The organism is Bartonella sp. HY761 (genome assembly GCF_026743145.1).
Classification (GTDB): domain Bacteria; phylum Pseudomonadota; class Alphaproteobacteria; order Rhizobiales; family Rhizobiaceae; genus HY038.
Genome location: NZ_CP104887.1, coordinates 2657480 through 2673960, shown reverse-complemented (window position 1 = coordinate 2673960; position 16481 = coordinate 2657480). Strand labels below are relative to the sequence as shown.

Here is a 16481-nt window from a genome sequence, read left to right as displayed (position 1 = left end):
GCATTTTTAGAATAATTAAAATTTAAAATTTATTGATTTATTTTATTATAAATAAGTTAAATATAATATAAATATATTTATTTGTGAATCGCTTATTTCTACTTGTAAAGTTAATGTATTTAATTATCGTATAATTATATTATTAATTATTAAAGGAGTGGAAGATGACTGTAATTTCAAAAAAAATATTGGACGCTGATGAAAATGCTTTGGAGCAAAGCAACCAAAATGCTTTAGCGCAGGTTTTGAGTTCAAGTACTACTGGCAGCCAACTCCATATTGTTGGTGATTTTGGCAATGGTAGTTCGTTCACGGGAACTAACCTTGATGACACTGTTACTATTACAGGGAATTTGTTGGGGGCTGCTAATCCTGATCAGAGTAACTACGCAAATGAACGTTTTGCTATTAATCTACTTGAAGGAAATGATACACTTGTTGTGGGCGGTAAAACTCTTATAGACTTTCAAAAAGAACTACGGATTTTAGGTGGGGATGGAGATAAATCTATTAACTTTGGCGGCAATATTGAAAATAACGAAGGTTACTTCTCCCTTGACCTATTGGTTGATGGAAATCACGATATATTAATAGATGGAGATTTATCTACTAACGGTGGAATTTCTCATGGAAAAAGTGAAATAATTTTAAACAGCGAATATCGCGATATCGGTAATAGCTATAAAGCGGGTATAAATATTTCTGGTAATATTATATCAAAAAACTGGGGGTACAACAGCATTTCCAATTATTCTAAAATTGCTAACCTTTCAGTTCAAGGAAGCGTTTATGCAGAGGGTGGTGAAAATAAATTTACAGTAATGGGTGAAATTGCAAGTATTGATATACAAGGACTTCTTAAAGCCTATCCAGCAGCTGACGATAACACTTCATATCGGGTAAATAATATAGGAATGTATGCTCGCGACACATCTTTAAGTTTGGGTGGTTTATATGCTGATAGAGGTACTAATAGAATAGAATTAGCAAGTGGTATGTATGATAATGACATTTCTCAACATAATATTATTATCAATGGCGATATAACAACTTATAATTATGGTCATAATGGTTTAAGCGCTTATAGTAAGACTGTACTTGAGGTGAACGGTGATGTGAATAGTTTTATAGGTGATGGCACTGGGTTTAATTTTATATCTCGAAATCATATTAATAGTAGTAAATTTGATGACAGTTTAACATTTTTAGGCAATTTTTTTACAGAGTCTGGTGAAAATACTGTAGGTATGCATGGAGGTAATGATGATCTTTATATTGAAGGTAATTTACATGCAGAAAACAATGGATCTCAGAACACATTCTCTTTGGGGGACGGTAACGATATTATGACATTAATTGGCAATGTCACTGCTGCTAATGGTGGCAGGAATAGAATATGGGCAGATGCTGGAGATGATATTATTCACCTTAACGGTCACATTAATGCGGGTGCATTGGAGATCAATGGTGGCCCGGGCAATGATACGCTTATCTTGACCGCAAGCACATTAAGCCGTTTTGAAGCAAATTATAAGGATTGGTTGGTTGATCTATCCTCTTCTGGTTTGCTTGCTAGCAATATTGAAACCATTCGTTTGGATGTTCGCAATGTTCAGCCAAATAAAATTGGTTGGCTAACAGATTTGGTCAATCAGGCCAATGCTAATGGTGCAAACATTACCCTAGAAGATAAAAATGGTAATGTTATTACTGAGCCACAACTTGGCCTTGCTGCTGATAGCGGATCTGCAAATGCCTTTAGTATTATGGCTGATCAGCATAGCGCAGATAGTGCTTCAGCTCGCGATTTTGCCAATGACAATTATAATGCGGCTTTTGACCAACATGCACAAACAGCACTTATTGTTTAAAGAAAACCGTTATTTTTTGAACTAACTTGTATTTCGCCAGTATTTTTAGTTAATGCATCTTTAGCTATACTTCTATCAATAGTTGATGTTTTTAATAAAAATGCTGGCGAAATGCGCTTATTATAGTGGAATTTCGCACCGCATTGCGCTGCGCTAGCGTGACATGCTTGCGCCTTTTGTCATTTTTATTGCAAGAACCTCTCAATTTTAGCAAAATGGTATGTGGAAATTTGCAAAAAAACTAAAGATTAAATATAAGAAGAAGCGTCAATAAAGATCAATATTGTTTGAGGCTCTTCAACAAGGTGTTTGTAAGATTTTTGTATCTGAAAGGACACAAAACCGTTGTAATCAACGATGTTGTAAAGCTTAGACAAGTATATTATCCATTTTTGCTTTTTTGCTTGTATCTTTTACGGTTTATTGTGCTATGTCATTTAAATTAATAGGTCCTGCCCCTACAAGTAGTTTGCAATAGGCATAAAATTTTTTGCAACTGCGCCGCACCATGTTGAGGTGCGAAAGAATTGTCAATTTGGTAGGCCATTATACTGCGTGGCAATGCAAAGGGCAGGCTTGCTCGCAATAGACGTTGCTCAATGTCTTGGTCACTTTCGCGACCGCGATTTTTTAATCTCTGTCGTAGAATGTCCCTTTGGGCGGTAATCTCAATAATTGCAAAGTTTTTAAATTTATCTGCGCACTGATTGAGTGTTTTGCGAGAAATATTGGCAATAACAGTTTTGCCTTGAGTAAGGTCATCAATAAGCTGCTGCGGTAAGCCATAATAAAGCCCATGGGCTTGCCAGTTTAAACAAAAGGCACCATTATTTTGTGCGTGTAAAAAGTCTTCAATTGATAAAGTATCGTGGTCTTCACCTTGTGCTTGGCGGGTTACCACACGCTTTGCAAATACAAAACGTGGATCATTTTTGAAACTTTCTTGCACAAGGGCAAGTAGCGTATCTTTACCCGCGCCACTTGGCCCAATAATTGCAACAAAAAAACCAAGATCAGGCACATAGGTTGAATTTTCAAAGGTCTGGTTATCAGGCAACTCGTTGTCCCTCGCGCCATACACCATTGATAATTGGCATATGTTGATGCTTGCGTACCCGCAATAGGTCAGCGCGCCGCCCTTGTTGCAATATGCCACGATCATATAGGCCTGCTGCTGTGGCGGGGTTTGCGCTCACATAGCGCATCGCAGTTGCAAGATCATTATCATTGTCACCTGCAATAGCAAAAACTGAATGCAATAGGCTAAAAGGCACATAATCGGATGATAAAATATCAAGGCAACCATGCTCTAATAAATAGGAGGCTGATATATTGCCCGAATGAGATTTGCCGCGCACAATATTAGGCGCGCCCATTAATACATGTAAACCGTTTTTGTGGGCATGAATAGCTGCGTCAAGGGTGGTTGGAAATTCTGAAACTGCAACGCCAAGCTCTAACCCTTCGCTTACATGGTCGGTGGTTGCATCATCATGGCTAGCAAGGATAATATTTTTCTCTTTCGCTTTTTGGGCAATGGTCAAGCGATTGTCACGAGAATATTGTGCTGATTGCTTAACGCGGCGTGCAGCATATTCTTCAAAAACACTATCAGAAATACCATATTTGCCTTGATAATAGATTTTATACGCCTCAATTGTTGCAAATTGCCTTTGCCCTGGGGCATGATCCATTAGTGAAGCAAGGCGTATCTGGCTATTATCAGCTACTTGGTCAAAAATATCGACTGTATCAGGCAGTGACACTTCACAGCGTAAATGGATAAAATGTTCAGCTTTTAACAAATTTTCTTTATCCGCATAGGCGATTGTATCAGCTAAATCTTTTAATTCTGCAATGGAGGATGTAGCTACACCGCGCAGTTCTTCGTTGCCAACACGAAGGCTATCAAAAACAGTAGTAATGCCGGCACCGCAAATTTGCATATCATGGGCATGAAGAGCACTTAATGTGTTCCAACGCACTTTTGGGCGCGGATGAAGATGGCCTTCTATATTATCGGTGTGAAGTTCAATAAGACCAGGGACAAGATAGTCGCCGCCAACATCTGTACCTGTCGTAATTTTACCCTGATCTATATTGGCAATTTTACCATCTTTTATTTGTAAACTGCCAAAAATAACTTCATTTTCTAAAACAATTTTGGCATTTTTAAATACCTGTTCATAAGGCATTATATATCTCCGCAATTAAAGCATTTTGGCAAAACGGTGCAACAGTTTTGCGTAAAATGCGCAAAATAAATATGATAATAAGGTCATTAACTAAGTTTCATGGGGACAGGCGCTAGGTTTCGGCAAACCTGAAGTAACTATGGCAATAAAAATTGCTTTGGTGCTCTCGCTCGATAAAAAGCGCTAATCCGTCAAAATCAAGGTCCTTGCCCAAAAACTCATAAAAATAAGCGTTTAACTGTTCTTCCACTTCATCTTGGATTTGGTGCTCAACAGGCCCTGTTAGGGTCATGTGAAAGCGGAAATCTTCAAAGATATAAGGATAACCATAGGCGGTAAGATTGTCTTTTTGCCTGTCGCTTAAGCTTTGTGGATTGCGCCTTTTTATATCTTCATCGCTTAGTGGTGCGCGGTAAATTTCAAAATGTTTTACAGTGCGCGCTTCAAGATTAAATAATTCATCGGGGCAAAATTTGGGAACCAGTGCAAAAAAAGAACCTAATTTTCCAATTTTGATGTTGGGCAGCTTAAAAGATTTATTGATTGCACAATAATTCGCCAATGCTCTTGATACATCATCGATCCCATAGCTCACATCAAGTTCAAAAGGCGCCTTAATCGTTGCATGAAAGCCATAACGCGCTGGGCTTTTTATAAGCGTTAAATCTTTGTTATTAGGGCTAGATATCGTATTTGCACTGTTAAATGCATCGCGCCCCAACCAACTTACAGCTTTTTTTGTTATTGGATGATTTTTATCGGGGGTAAAATAAATAGCGGCTCGCATTAAATAAACAGCTTTCGTAATTGTTGGGAAATAATATCCATAATAACAACGGTTACAATAACGATTAATAATATTGCCGATGATTGCGAGTAAGAAAAACCGCGAATGGATTCAAACATGATTTGTCCAATACCACCTGCACCAATAATGCCAAGTACGGTTGCCGAGCGAATATTGGATTCTAGCCGATAGAGTGAAAAGGAAATCCAAAGCGGTAAAACCTGCGGAATAACTCCATAAATTACTTGCTGTATCGGTGTTCCACCTGCAACCTTGATAGCTTCGACAGGACGTGGATCAATCGCTTCAACCGCCTCAGAAAAGAGTTTGGCAAGCACGCCCAAAGTATGAACAAAAAGGGCCATGACACCAGCAAATGGCCCCAGACCAACCGCAACCACAAAAAGAACCGCAAAAACAACTTCATGAATAGCGCGGCATAGATCCATCAAACGTCTTACAGGCTGCAAAATATAGGCAGGCACCATATTGGCTGATGAGAGAATACCTAAAGGAATAGCAAAGACAACAGCAAGAAATGTACCCCAAATAGCAATATTGACTGTGACTAGCATTTCAGTCAAGTAATAACGCCATTCGGTGAAATCGGGATGTAAAAAACCTGCAGCATATTCAGCCATATTGCCGGCATGGGTAAAAAGCTGTGGCCATAAATACATTTCGGCAGGGGTCCAGCTCCATGCAAGAATGATAATAATGATGCTTGGAAAAATCCAGCGCTTCCATCCACTCTTATTATTTAATGTCTGATAGCGTTCAGCCGCTGTTGTCATGTCTTTGAACCTATTGATTGGGTAAATCAAAAGCAATCATGGCTAGATGATAATCTAGCCATGAAAAGCTTTGCATTTTATAATAATGAAACAGTGTGCAGGATGAGCAAGCTGTCCCTAAGCTTTTATTTTTTTGTGCTGGCTGCAAGCTTTGCTTCAAAATCAGCCTTTTCAGAATTTAATGCATCTAGCTGCTTTTTTTTCTCTGCTGCATCAAGCTTATCATCATTTTCAAGCTTACTTATCTTCTGGCCGACTTCCATCAAGCGGATTGGCAATAGTTGATCATTGCTAGAAGCGCGGAATGGCCCCCAAGTTAAGCCTTTTAGGACGGCCTTTTCTTCTTCAATATTGCCAGTTGATTTATCTGTACCATAGGTGAGAAAAAATTCTCTAATCTTTGTTTTGGTTTCCTCGGGAAGATCGGTACGCCAAACAATTGGATCACCAGGGATAAGTGGTGAACGCCAAATTTCGCGTAATTTTGCATAGGCATCTGGATTGTTTTTCTTGATACGATCCATGTTTTCTGTGTTATTGGCTGCTACATCAACCTGTTTGTTGGCAACGGCCAAAGCATTGGTTTCATGATTGGCATTGCGTACGGTTTTGAAGCAATTTTTTGGATCAATACCATTGGCCGCAAAAAGAAAAGTCATCGGTACAAGATAGCCCGATGTTGAGTTTGGATCACCAATACCGAAATTCAAAGTCTTGTCGCATTTTAAGACATCCTCAACGGTTTTAATTGGCGAGTCTTTTTCAACAATTAATACACCCCAATAACCCGGACTGCCATCAACAGCCATAGCTTGCACTATTACTTCACCTTTGGCGCGGTCAACTGCTTCCATGGCCGATTTATTGCCATACCATGCAATATCAACCTTACCAAAACGCATGCCTTCAATAATACCAGCATAGTCAGATGCAAAAAATGGTTTTACTTCAAAGCCAGTTTTCTTTTTCATATCGGCAAGGAATGGATCCCAAGCAGTTTTCAAATGAGATTGCGATTCTGTTGAAATAATGCCGAAATTGAGGGTTTGTGCAAAAGATACAGTTGCAACTGTTGCCATTGCTATACCAAGCGCAAAGCTTTTGAGAAGCTTTTTCATCAATCATTTCTCCTAGATTTAAAAATATTAAAGCGGCAGGTCGAAAATTGGTTTAATTTGAAATAAACTCACGCAGGCTGGAAATATTGTTGTCTTACAGATACTTTTGGCGGTGTATTGTGACTTGCTAACGGCATATCAGCCGCATCGGGCAAAACAAGTTCTTCTGATGCGCTACCATAAAGCTCAGATAAAAACGCATTGGTTAAGTTGATTGAAGGCCCGTCATAAACAATTGCACCATCACGCATGGCGATGGTTCTTGGGCAAAAACGTCTTGCATATTCTACCTGATGAAGCGAGACAATCATGGTGATGCCATCTTCTTCATTGATTTTAGATAAAATATCCATGACGCGGCGGGCCGATGCTGGGTCAAGGGCTGAAATTGGCTCATCGGCAATTAAAATTTCAGCATTTTGTAAAAGTGATCGGGCAATTGCTGCCCGTTGTTGTTGACCACCTGAAAGGGTTGAGGCGCGCTGAAATGCAGCATGGTCAATTCCCACTCGTGTCAACGCATCAATTGCAGCTATTTTTTCTTCGCGTTTGAAAAAGCCTAAAGTGCCACGCCAAGATGGAATACGCCCCAAAAGACCAATGAGAACATTGGTTAATAACGATAAACGGTTAACCAGATTGAATTGTTGAAAGATCACCGATATTTTGCCACGCATCATTTTGCTGGCTTTGGTTGCTTGACCATTTTCTTGGGTTTTTTCGCCAAAAATATTAATGTCAGCACTGCCGCGATCTGCTGTTTCAAGACCTGCCAAATGCCGGATTAATGTACTTTTTCCCGATCCCGAAGCACCGATAAGCGCTACCATTTCACCCTTATCAATTGATAAGCTAACACCTTTAAGCGCTTTGGTGCGCCCATAGGTTTTGGAAATATTGGCAACTTCAACGGCTTTCATAATATTTACTCTCCCACTTCATTCGTATCAGCATCATATAAAAAGTAGAGATTAAACTTTTATGACAATAAAATGGTTAAATAATAATATAAAATTTTTCATCATCATATTAATTTTAATTAAATTGTAATAAATTTGAAATGACGAAGGTATATAAAGAATTCATTCGAATGAATTGACAGGATATACTATGAATTCTTCATATGGACGCTGGAAATACGTTAGAGACGTATTGGATAACGAAATATCTTCAGGTATTCTTTCTGCGGGTAGCCAAATTGCAACAGAAAATCAACTTTCACAGCGTTTTGACATTGGCCGCCATTCTATTCGCCGCGCAATTGCCGCTTTGGTATCGATGGGTAAATTACGGGTTGATCAAGGGCGAGGTACTTTTGTCGAGTTTCGCCGACCAATCCGTTACGTCGTGTCGCAGCGCACACGTTTTCACCCCAATCTTATAAGTGAGGGGCGTGTGCCAAGTATTGAAAATATTTTTGCTTGTCTTGTTGAAGCAGATAAAGAAAAAGCTGAGCGGTTAAAAGTAAACCTTGGTGATTTACTGGTGATAGTGGGACAACGCAGCTTTGCTGATGGTGAGCCTATTCATATTTCGCGTTCTTATCACCCAGCGCAACGCTTTCCTGAATTTTTGCAATTCTATCAAGATGGTCTTGGTGATAGCGCCATTTATAGCCATTACGGCATTGATGATTATTTGCGTCATGAAACCATTATATCAGCGCGGTTGGCGCTTGATGAGGAGGCGGAAATGCTCCAACTTTCAAATGGCCAGCCTGTTATCGTGATGGAAAAATGCGATGTCGATTTGGAGTATCGCCCCATTGGCTATGCAGTATCAATCTGGGCAGCTGAAAAGGTGCAATTTGCTTTTGATACAGGCCGCCTTTGATACGGCTTTTGGCGCTAAATACAGACTAAGACCGACTAAGGCGCCTTTACTTATTTACCCTATTTTTATAACCCTTTTAGAATAAAGGACGATTATTATGTCCCCAACCATTGAGAACCGGGATAATCCTAGTGATAATGATATTTTTGCGCATAGTGATAGGTTATCTATTCTTGCGCGTGCTGATAGCATAGCTATCAAGCAACTCAGTGAAACTTTAATTGATGATTTAGGCGATATCGAGGTTATTCAAAGCCGTACTGGTCTTGTCATGGTGCCGATGCGTGACAGCGTAAAAGGCAGTGAATTTCACCTTGGTGAAGTGCTTGTTGCTGAAGCTCACATTCAGCTCAAACAATTAAACTCTATCGGTTATGGCATGATTGTCGGCCGTGATCTTGAGCAAGCCATGGCAATGGCGGTTATTGATGCCGCTTTTAATGCAAATATCCAAAGCAATGAGATTTCCAGCTTTTTGAAAACTGCCTTTGAGTTGCAAAGCCAAGAAGATCATCAACGCTTATGCGAAGTAAATGCCACCCGTGTAGAGATGGAAACATTTTAATGCAAAATCCAAACATACAACCAAGCATACAAGATGAACTGGATAATAGGCATTTTGAAAAATTAATGAAAGCCTTGGCAAATCCTGGTTGTGACATAACTTGTGATAATCTGTCATGGGCAACATTTTGCGATACTTTGCTTGACCGTGAAACGCGATTTTTTTGCGATGAACTCACGCTAAGGCAAAAAGTGCAAGCAACTGGTGCTTTGCCTTCCTCCCTTCCACAAGCGCAATATGTTTTTATGTCACTTGAAAATGAAAGCGATGTTGAGGCGATAAAGCATATTGCAATTGGCGACCTTCTCTATCCTGAAAAAGGCGCATTATTAATTGCGCCAGCACAATTTGGTGTTGGAACAGCATTACGGCTTTCTGGACCTGGCATTAAAGGCCAAAAAACTATTCATATTGGCGGAGTTTACCCAGAATTTTGGGCAATGCGTAATGCTCTTATTTCCTATCCGCTTGGTTTTGACATTTTTTTCTTCAGTCAAAATAGTCTTATCGGGTTACCCCGTTCCACCTATGTTGAAGTTTTGTAAAGCGAGAAAAAATCATGGCCTATGTCGCAACACGCGGTGGTGAAAAAGCAATAGATCAAGCAGAGCGCCTCTATCGTCAATCAATTGGCACTATAGATCAAAAACGCATTACCGAAATTAAAAACACTCTCCCATATCTTATTGATCGTGTTATGGGCGAGGCTTCACTTTATGAGCCAGAGCTTGCCGCTCTCGCCATTGCTCAAGGCGGTGGTGATTTATATGAAGCGGTTTTGCTACTTCGCGCTTGGCGCACAACGCAGCCACGCATTGCTATTGCTAAAACCATAGAACAAGACAAGTTGTTTACGCTTCGGCGGATATCTGCGGCATTTAAAGATATTCCGGGCGGACAAATTTTAGGGCCAACATTAGATTATGCCCATAAAATTTTAGCAACCCACAGCTTAAATGGCGAGCCTTTTATTGCGCAAGCAGTGGAAAAAAGTACCAAGCCATCGCCAGCGTTTTTACCCTCTCTTAGCCAGTGGCAACAAGCGCAGGGATTGGTTGAAGCACCAGTTCATCATCCAATTGCAGCAGAGGATATTCCAGACCTTACCCGTGAACCTTTACTATTTCCAACAAGTCGCGCCCATCGTTTACAAAGCCTAAGCCGTGCCGATACCGGCGGGGTTTTGGCGCTTGGTTATTCTGCTATGCGTGGTTTTGGTAGTGCTCATCCAACAGTTAATGAGTTACGCTTAAGTGAAGCGGAAATTATAGTGTCGCATCCATCTGGTACGCAATTTAGCGCTGGGCGTATTAAGATATCGCAAGCCGAGGTTATCTCCAAAACCAAAAAGGATAAGTTGGAGCTTGGTTTTTCTGCTACTTTTGGTTGGAATGAAGTTAAAGTTATTGCAGCTGCAACACTTGATTTAAATGCATCTACCGAAAGTAAATCCGATGCTGTGTCAGAAGAATTTTTTCTCTATCATACCGAAGCTGTCGAATCTTCTGGCTTTTGCATCCATTTTAAACTCCCTCACTATGTCACCTTTCAATCGAGCCTTGACGCCTTGCGCGGCATAAAGCGACGCAATGCTGATGGTAGTGAAATCCGTGAAGATTTAAAAAGACTGGAAGAAGAATTAATATGAAACTAAGTGATCTTACCCACTCGTGGCAGTCTTTTTCTTATGGTTTTTTAGACCCATCTGCCAAGCGTGAATTGCGCCGCGCCATGTTGAAAGCCATTGCTATTCCTGGCTGTCAAATTCCCTATGCAAGCCGTGAAGTGCCAATTGCACGAGGTTGGGGGACGGGCGGTTTGCAAGTCACTCTTACCCTTGTTAATCCACGCTCAATTATTAAAGTGATTGACCAAGGTGCAGATGATAGCGTTAATGCGGCAACAATCCGAAAATTTATTAAAACTGTAAGCAATGCGCAAGAAACATGGGATACGCTTAAAGCAAGCCTTATTCAATCACGCCACCGCATTCCTGAGGAAAAATTGAGTGCTGATCAGATACTCATATTGCAAGTACCCAATCCCGAGCCGTTAAGACCGGTTGAGCCTAATATGTCAACGGCGCGAGAAATGCATGGTGATGCTGATTATAGTCGGCTTTGGCTTATTTTATATGAGCAAATGGTGCGCGCTGGGCGTATTTTACAAGGAGCGTCCTATCCATGCTTAGTAAATGACCGCCATGTCATTACCCCATCGCCCATTCCACGTTGGGATGTGCAAAAACTGCATATGGCGGATCATTTAACTATTCTTTCTGCTGGCCGTGAAAAGCGTCTTTATGCAGTGCCACCTCACACAAAAGTAGAACCGCTTGTTTTTGACGATATTCCTTATGCGGTTGAAAACCATGAAAACGCCATTTGTACGCGTAGCGGTGTCAAAGGAATGTTCATGAATGAGTTGCCACAAGAGGATGGTTCGGCTGTTTATGAATTATCAGATAGCAATTATGGCATAAAAACCATTCGTAAAAATGAAGGGGAAGATGAAACCCTTGGGCAAACATGGTATCAAAATGGAAAGATGGCACAATGATAAGTGAGTTGCGGCAGTTCAATAATCCACAAATTGTGCAAACAACACCGTTGATGCAGCTTGATAATGTTACAAAAAATTTCGGTCCTGTGCAAGCTTTGCGCGGTGTCAGTGCTAAGGTCTATCCAGGCGAGGTATTAGGTATTGTCGGCGAAAGTGGCTCAGGTAAATCAACCTTTCTACGAATGATGAATTTAGAAGATAGTCCTGATAGTGGAGAGTATCATCTTGATTTGGATGGTTATGATCATTTAAATTTGTTTCATCTTGATCGGTTTTCGCGGCGTATGTTGCGGGCGCGCCATATTGGCATAGTATATCAAAATCCTCATCTGGGCTTATTGATGAAAAACACCAGTAGCGGCAATGTTGCTGAGCGTTTATTGGTCGCAGATGAGCGTAATTTTGCTGTATTGCGGCAAAAAGCGCGTTTGGCATTGGCAGCTTCCGAGTTTCCATTAGAGCGCATGGATGCTCGCCCAATCGAACTTTCAGGAGGTATGCAGCAAAGGGTGCAGCTTGCTAAGGCTATTGCGCTTGAGCCGCAATTATTATTGCTTGATGAACCAACCACAGGGCTTGATGTATCGGTGCAAGCTCTTGTTCTCGACACCTTAAAACGTTTGCAGCGTGAACGGCACATGACCATGGTATTGGTAAGCCATGACCTTGGCGTTATTCGTACTATGGCTGATAGGGTTATGGTTATGCGGCACGGCTTGGTGGTTGAAGAAGGGCTTGCTGATCAAATTTTTCATGATCCGCAACATGCCTATACCCAGCAGCTCGTCCATGCCAAATTGTAAGTAGTAAGATTATCGGTGGTAAAATTATATCAATAGGAAAGGAGCATTTGAAAAATGGATTTTATAGGTCAAATAAATGACCCGCTGTTGCGTGTTGAAAATCTTACCAAATTTTTTGATATTCATTTATTAAAAACTCAATTGCCGGCTTTTGAAAATATTAGTTTTAAACTTAATCGCGGCGAATTTATTCTATTACGTGGGCCAAATGGTGTTGGTAAATCTACTTTGCTGCGCACGCTCTATCGCTCATGCGTGCCGCGCGGTGGTCATGTGTATTATGCCAGTGATTACGGTGTGATTGATCTTGCTTGTGCAAGTGATATTGATATAGCCTTAATGCGCCGTAAGGAGATTGGTTTTGTAACACAATTTTTGCAGCCGCGCCCAAGGGTAAGTGCGCAAGATCTTGTTGCTGAACCGCTTTTAAATGCAGGCGAAGACAAACAAATAGCATTAGAAAAGGCACAAGACTATTTAGCTGCCTTTGGGGTTAAACAAGCTTTATGGCAAGCCTATCCATCGACTTTTTCAGGTGGTGAGCAGCAAAAGGTAAATTTAGCGCGCGCACTGATTGTACCGCAAAAACTATTGTTTCTTGACGAGCCGACTGCCTCGCTTGACGTTGTAGCGCGGGCGGCTCTGATTAAGCGCTTACAAGAATTAAAGGAAAATGGCACGGCTATGATAGGGGTATTTCATCATAGAGAAGATGTTGAAGATTTGATTGATCGTGAAATTGATCTTTCACCAATGGTCAAGCAACTGCAATAGTGGGCAATAGCAGATTGGTTTTAAAGAGCACCTTAATGGTCATTACCCTCTTGGTAAAACTATTAAGGTGCTCGTTTTTTTATTGTTTGAGCGGGTTTGCTCTAATTTTTGCTACATCTTTAGCATCTACTTTAGGGGCATTATTTCCCCAAGCATGGCGTAAGAAAGTAACCAATGTTGCTACTTCCTCATCATTCATGCGGTAGGCAAAGCTTGGCATAGCAAGATCAGCCGGCCTTTGTTTGGTGGAAGGCAAGCGGGCTCCATGCAAAATAACATCAATCATGCCAGATGGGTCTTTGGCATTAACAATGCTTGCACCGTCAAGCTGTGGGAATACCTGCGGTGCGCCGCGGCCATTGGCAAAATGGCAAGCATTACAATTGTCAAGGTAAAGCCTTGCGCCAAGCGGCATATCCGGTGCAGCATCCGTGAGCAATTTAGTTGTTTTTTGTGTGTCGATAATTGCGGCAGATGCGGATTTTACAACAGGTCTATCTTGTTTGATATGACGAAGATACGCAACAATCGCATTGACATCATCCTTGCTCGCAAATTGTAAAGATTCACCGGCAACAAGCTGCATTGGGCCAACCGCTGCACTTATATTATTACGTGCTGTGGTTAGATAAAGAGCAATGTCCTCATCGCTCCAACCTTGCATTGCTGAATGATTGCTTGATAAATCGGGTGCATACCAACCAGAAAGATTAGCGCCGGCTAAAAAGTTTTTACCTGTGGCATCGGTGCTTTCTTGACGGAAGAATAAATCACGTGGCGTATGGCAAGCGCTACAATGGGCGAGGCTTTCAACAATATAAGCGCCACGGTCAAGCTGCTCATTTTTATAGCGATTGTTAAAACCGGCATCGCCCCGCAAGGCGTACCAATTCCACACCCTTATGCCCCATCTTTGATTGAATGGAAACATGAGTGATGTTTTTGGCGTTGCTTCATCAACGGCCTTCACCTCATGCATGAAATAATCATAAAGGGCAACCATGTCCTTTTCGCTTATTTTACGATAGTTTTCATAAGGCATAGCTGGATATAAATGGCTAGCATCAGCGGCAATGCCATCACGCACAGCATCGCGAAACTGGTCTAATGTCCAATTGCCAATACCCTCTTTGCTTGGCGTAATATTAGACGAATAGATTGTTCCAAACGGGCTTTCAACTTCTCGGCCACCAGCAAAAGCTTTACCATTAGGCGCAGTGTGGCAGGCGGCGCAATCGGCTAACATTGCGACATATTCCCCAGCACCTTTGGCTGGTTTATAATCTGTGGGGAGGTTTTCTAATGGGCCAGTACGTTGAATGGGAATAAATATAATCCCAGCAATTGCAACAAGACCAAGAATAATAAGGGAAAGAATAATCTTCATAAAACGACGCATTTTCTTGCCCCCTATACCAATGGACGTGGATTTTTAAGATAATTTGTGCGTAAGGCATGCGCGAGCCAATAGGCTAAAGCTCCTACTGTGCCAGTAGGATTATATTCAATATTTTGCGGGAAGGCGCTAGCACCAGTCACAAAGAGATTATGGGCATCCCAATGCTGTAAATAGCGGTTTAGAACCGATTTTTTTGGATCTGTTCCCATAATTGCACCACCAACTGTATGGGTTGATTGATAGGGGCGCACATCATAGGGTTGACCAATTTCCATTTGCGATGTTTCAATTTGGTCTGCACCAATTGCATGGGCAATTTTGTCCATTTGCCGTGCCATGAATTGGGCCATTAAAATATCATTATCATGCCAATTAAAGGTCATGCGCATCAATGGGCGGCCATATTTATCCTTATAGGTTGGATCAAGATCAAGATAGCTATCGCGATAGCTCATATTGGTACCGTGATGGCCAATACCCATGCTGTGGCCATACCAATCTCCCATAGCTTTCTTCCAACCCGCACCCCATGCAGGGGTGCCTTTGGGTAGGCTAGTAGAATGGATCGGCTGACCATTGGTTTGTGATGAGCTAATATAACTGCCGCCAATAAAGCCCTCTTTGGCAAAGTCGATATTTGCTGTACCAAAGTCATCAATCACCGCCCCATTAGCACCATGGCCGATAAACGGGTTAAAAACTTTGTCTTTAAAAAATAATTTGCTGCCACCGCCAGTGGTTTGATAAGCGTAATTTTTACCAACGACGCCTTCACCCGTTTCGGGGTTATAGGGCGTGCCAATCTCTGAAACCAGTAGCATATGGACATTGGTTAATTGGAAACCAGCAAGAATGACTAAATCTGCTGGCTGAAAAACCTCTTCTCCTTGCTCGTTTACATAAGTGACGCCGGTAACCGTTTTACCATCAGCGGCTTTATTAATGCGAATAACATCCGATTTTGTACGATATTCAAAATTTTTATATTGTTTGAGCGCTGCAAGGATAGCGAGTTGTGGCGAAGCTTTCGAGTAATTCAAGCAGCCATAGCGTTCACAAAAACCGCAATAATTACACGATCCCATTTGCATGCCATAAGGATTGGTATAAGAACGCGATGCGATGGCCGATGGGAAAGGAAATGGATGAAGACCGAGTGATTTTGCACCTTGAGTAAACAGGCGGCCATTATAAGTAAGATCAAGCGGTGCCATGGGGTAATCATTGTTTCGTGGGCCCTCAAAGGGATTACCGCCTTCACGAATTTCACCATTTAAATTACCTGCATAGCCTGAAACGCCGGCTACTTTCTCAAAATAATCATAAAAAGGCTCTAATTCTTCATAGCTAACGCCCCAATCTTCAATGGTCATATTATCTGGAATAATATTGCCGAAATTTTCTAGTACATAGGAACGAAGACGTAATTCTTGTGGATGTGCCCGCCAGTTTTGACCATTCCAATGCATGCCTGCACCACCAACGCCATTACCGGGTAAAAATGACCCTAATTGCCGATAGGGTTCTGCTTTATCGCTTAGCGAGCGGCGAATGCTAATTGTCCAATCCGCAGGACGCACCATATTATCATAACGCAAACCATATTTTAATTCGTCAGCAGGTTTTGGGTAAGCCCATTGTGGTACAGTATCGCGATCTTCACCGCGTTCAAGCGCTAATATTTCTAAGCCTTCTTGCGCAAGTTCAATGCCAAGAATAGCTCCCGTCCAGCCAAGGCCGATAATTACAACGTCTTTTTTTTTCATGGTTATTGTCATGA

The 16481-nt window shown here is 41.4% G+C and carries 16 protein-coding genes; 8 read left to right on the top strand and 8 right to left on the bottom strand.

The annotated features are described in order from the left end of the window. The first annotated feature begins 164 nt into the window (after nt 1-164). Nucleotides 165-1871: a hypothetical protein gene (locus N6A79_RS11525; protein WP_268546051.1), complete on the top strand. Its 1707-nt coding sequence runs from the start codon at nt 165-167 to the stop codon at nt 1869-1871. Nucleotides 1872-2313: 442 nt separating this feature from the next. On the opposite strand, the gene phnN is transcribed toward N6A79_RS11525, so the two are convergent. The 6 genes from phnN to phnC all read right to left on the bottom strand — a co-directional run bounded on the left by phnN (nt 2314) and on the right by phnC (nt 7685). Then, the gene (gene phnN / locus N6A79_RS11520; protein WP_268546050.1) at nt 2314-2928 is read right to left on the bottom strand and encodes a phosphonate metabolism protein/1,5-bisphosphokinase (PRPP-forming) PhnN; all 615 of its coding nucleotides are present in this window, start codon (nt 2926-2928) and stop codon (nt 2314-2316) included. Further along, a complete protein-coding gene (locus N6A79_RS11515; protein ID WP_268546049.1) occupies nt 2921-4066 on the bottom strand; it encodes an alpha-D-ribose 1-methylphosphonate 5-triphosphate diphosphatase in 1146 nt (381 codons plus the stop codon). Before N6A79_RS11515 ends, phnN begins: the two co-directional genes overlap by 8 nt. A 112-nt stretch (nt 4067-4178) precedes the next feature. After that, a complete protein-coding gene (locus N6A79_RS11510; RefSeq protein ID WP_268546048.1) occupies nt 4179-4853 on the bottom strand; it encodes a DUF1045 domain-containing protein in 675 nt (224 codons plus the stop codon). Next, nucleotides 4853-5647, bottom strand: a complete 795-nt coding sequence (phnE, locus tag N6A79_RS11505; RefSeq protein WP_268546047.1) for a phosphonate ABC transporter, permease protein PhnE — start codon at nt 5645-5647, stop codon at nt 4853-4855. The genes N6A79_RS11510 and phnE overlap by 1 nt, the downstream gene beginning before the upstream one ends. Before the next feature lie 125 nt (nt 5648-5772). Continuing rightward, nucleotides 5773-6765, bottom strand: coding sequence for a phosphonate ABC transporter substrate-binding protein (gene phnD, locus N6A79_RS11500; RefSeq protein WP_268546046.1), 993 nt, complete (start codon nt 6763-6765; stop codon nt 5773-5775). A 68-nt stretch (nt 6766-6833) separates the two neighbouring features. After that, nucleotides 6834-7685 (bottom strand): phosphonate ABC transporter ATP-binding protein, encoded by an 852-nt coding sequence (gene phnC / locus N6A79_RS11495; RefSeq protein ID WP_268546045.1) that lies wholly within the window; start codon nt 7683-7685, stop codon nt 6834-6836. Nucleotides 7686-7875: 190 nt separating this feature from the next. Here phnC and phnF point away from each other — a divergent pair, with 190 nt between their 5' ends. From phnF to N6A79_RS11460, 7 genes are all read left to right on the top strand, one after another. Then, complete coding sequence (gene phnF / locus N6A79_RS11490) at nt 7876-8598, top strand: phosphonate metabolism transcriptional regulator PhnF (protein ID WP_268546044.1); 723 nt, start codon at nt 7876-7878, stop codon at nt 8596-8598. A 97-nt stretch (nt 8599-8695) separates the two neighbouring features. Then, the gene (phnG, locus tag N6A79_RS11485; protein WP_268546043.1) at nt 8696-9163 is read left to right on the top strand and encodes a phosphonate C-P lyase system protein PhnG; all 468 of its coding nucleotides are present in this window, start codon (nt 8696-8698) and stop codon (nt 9161-9163) included. Then, a complete protein-coding gene (phnH, locus tag N6A79_RS11480) occupies nt 9163-9708 on the top strand; it encodes a phosphonate C-P lyase system protein PhnH (protein WP_268546042.1) in 546 nt (181 codons plus the stop codon). The genes phnG and phnH overlap by 1 nt, the downstream gene beginning before the upstream one ends. A gap of 14 nt (nt 9709-9722) precedes the next feature. Beyond that, nucleotides 9723-10811, top strand: a complete 1089-nt coding sequence (locus N6A79_RS11475; protein ID WP_268546041.1) for a carbon-phosphorus lyase complex subunit PhnI — start codon at nt 9723-9725, stop codon at nt 10809-10811. Beyond that, nucleotides 10808-11722 (top strand): alpha-D-ribose 1-methylphosphonate 5-phosphate C-P-lyase PhnJ, encoded by a 915-nt coding sequence (locus N6A79_RS11470; protein WP_268546040.1) that lies wholly within the window; start codon nt 10808-10810, stop codon nt 11720-11722. Before N6A79_RS11475 ends, N6A79_RS11470 begins: the two co-directional genes overlap by 4 nt. Further along, complete coding sequence (locus N6A79_RS11465; protein ID WP_268546038.1) at nt 11692-12528, top strand: ATP-binding cassette domain-containing protein; 837 nt, start codon at nt 11692-11694, stop codon at nt 12526-12528. Before N6A79_RS11470 ends, N6A79_RS11465 begins: the two co-directional genes overlap by 31 nt. A 54-nt stretch (nt 12529-12582) precedes the next feature. Then, the gene (locus N6A79_RS11460) at nt 12583-13302 is read left to right on the top strand and encodes a phosphonate C-P lyase system protein PhnL (protein WP_268546037.1); all 720 of its coding nucleotides are present in this window, start codon (nt 12583-12585) and stop codon (nt 13300-13302) included. Nucleotides 13303-13381: 79 nt separating this feature from the next. On the opposite strand, the gene N6A79_RS11455 is transcribed toward N6A79_RS11460, so the two are convergent. Continuing rightward, nucleotides 13382-14701 (bottom strand): cytochrome c, encoded by a 1320-nt coding sequence (locus N6A79_RS11455; RefSeq protein ID WP_268546036.1) that lies wholly within the window; start codon nt 14699-14701, stop codon nt 13382-13384. 11 nt (nt 14702-14712) lie between these two features. Further along, on the bottom strand, nt 14713-16479 hold the full coding sequence (locus N6A79_RS11450; RefSeq protein WP_268546035.1) for a GMC family oxidoreductase: 1767 nt from the start codon (nt 16477-16479) through the stop codon (nt 14713-14715). Nucleotides 16480-16481 lie beyond the last annotated feature (2 nt).

Excerpts from the sequence above, each read along its gene's own strand:
- N6A79_RS11525 (WP_268546051.1), top strand. The coding sequence starts at position 165 with ATGACTGTAATTTCAAAAAAAATATTGGACGCTGATGAAAATGCTTTG.
- N6A79_RS11515 (WP_268546049.1), bottom strand. The coding sequence starts at position 4,066 with ATGCCTTATGAACAGGTATTTAAAAATGCCAAAATTGTTTTAGAAAAT.
- N6A79_RS11510 (WP_268546048.1), bottom strand. The coding sequence starts at position 4,853 with ATGCGAGCCGCTATTTATTTTACCCCCGATAAAAATCATCCAATAACA.
- phnE (WP_268546047.1), bottom strand. The coding sequence starts at position 5,647 with ATGACAACAGCGGCTGAACGCTATCAGACATTAAATAATAAGAGTGGA.
- phnD (WP_268546046.1), bottom strand. The coding sequence starts at position 6,765 with ATGAAAAAGCTTCTCAAAAGCTTTGCGCTTGGTATAGCAATGGCAACA.
- phnC (WP_268546045.1), bottom strand. The coding sequence starts at position 7,685 with ATGAAAGCCGTTGAAGTTGCCAATATTTCCAAAACCTATGGGCGCACC.
- phnF (WP_268546044.1), top strand. The coding sequence starts at position 7,876 with ATGAATTCTTCATATGGACGCTGGAAATACGTTAGAGACGTATTGGAT.
- phnG (WP_268546043.1), top strand. The coding sequence starts at position 8,696 with ATGTCCCCAACCATTGAGAACCGGGATAATCCTAGTGATAATGATATT.
- phnH (WP_268546042.1), top strand. The coding sequence starts at position 9,163 with ATGCAAAATCCAAACATACAACCAAGCATACAAGATGAACTGGATAAT.
- N6A79_RS11475 (WP_268546041.1), top strand. The coding sequence starts at position 9,723 with ATGGCCTATGTCGCAACACGCGGTGGTGAAAAAGCAATAGATCAAGCA.
- N6A79_RS11470 (WP_268546040.1), top strand. The coding sequence starts at position 10,808 with ATGAAACTAAGTGATCTTACCCACTCGTGGCAGTCTTTTTCTTATGGT.
- N6A79_RS11465 (WP_268546038.1), top strand. The coding sequence starts at position 11,692 with ATGGTATCAAAATGGAAAGATGGCACAATGATAAGTGAGTTGCGGCAG.
- N6A79_RS11460 (WP_268546037.1), top strand. The coding sequence starts at position 12,583 with ATGGATTTTATAGGTCAAATAAATGACCCGCTGTTGCGTGTTGAAAAT.
- N6A79_RS11455 (WP_268546036.1), bottom strand. The coding sequence starts at position 14,701 with ATGCGTCGTTTTATGAAGATTATTCTTTCCCTTATTATTCTTGGTCTT.
- N6A79_RS11450 (WP_268546035.1), bottom strand. The coding sequence starts at position 16,479 with ATGACAATAACCATGAAAAAAAAAGACGTTGTAATTATCGGCCTTGGC.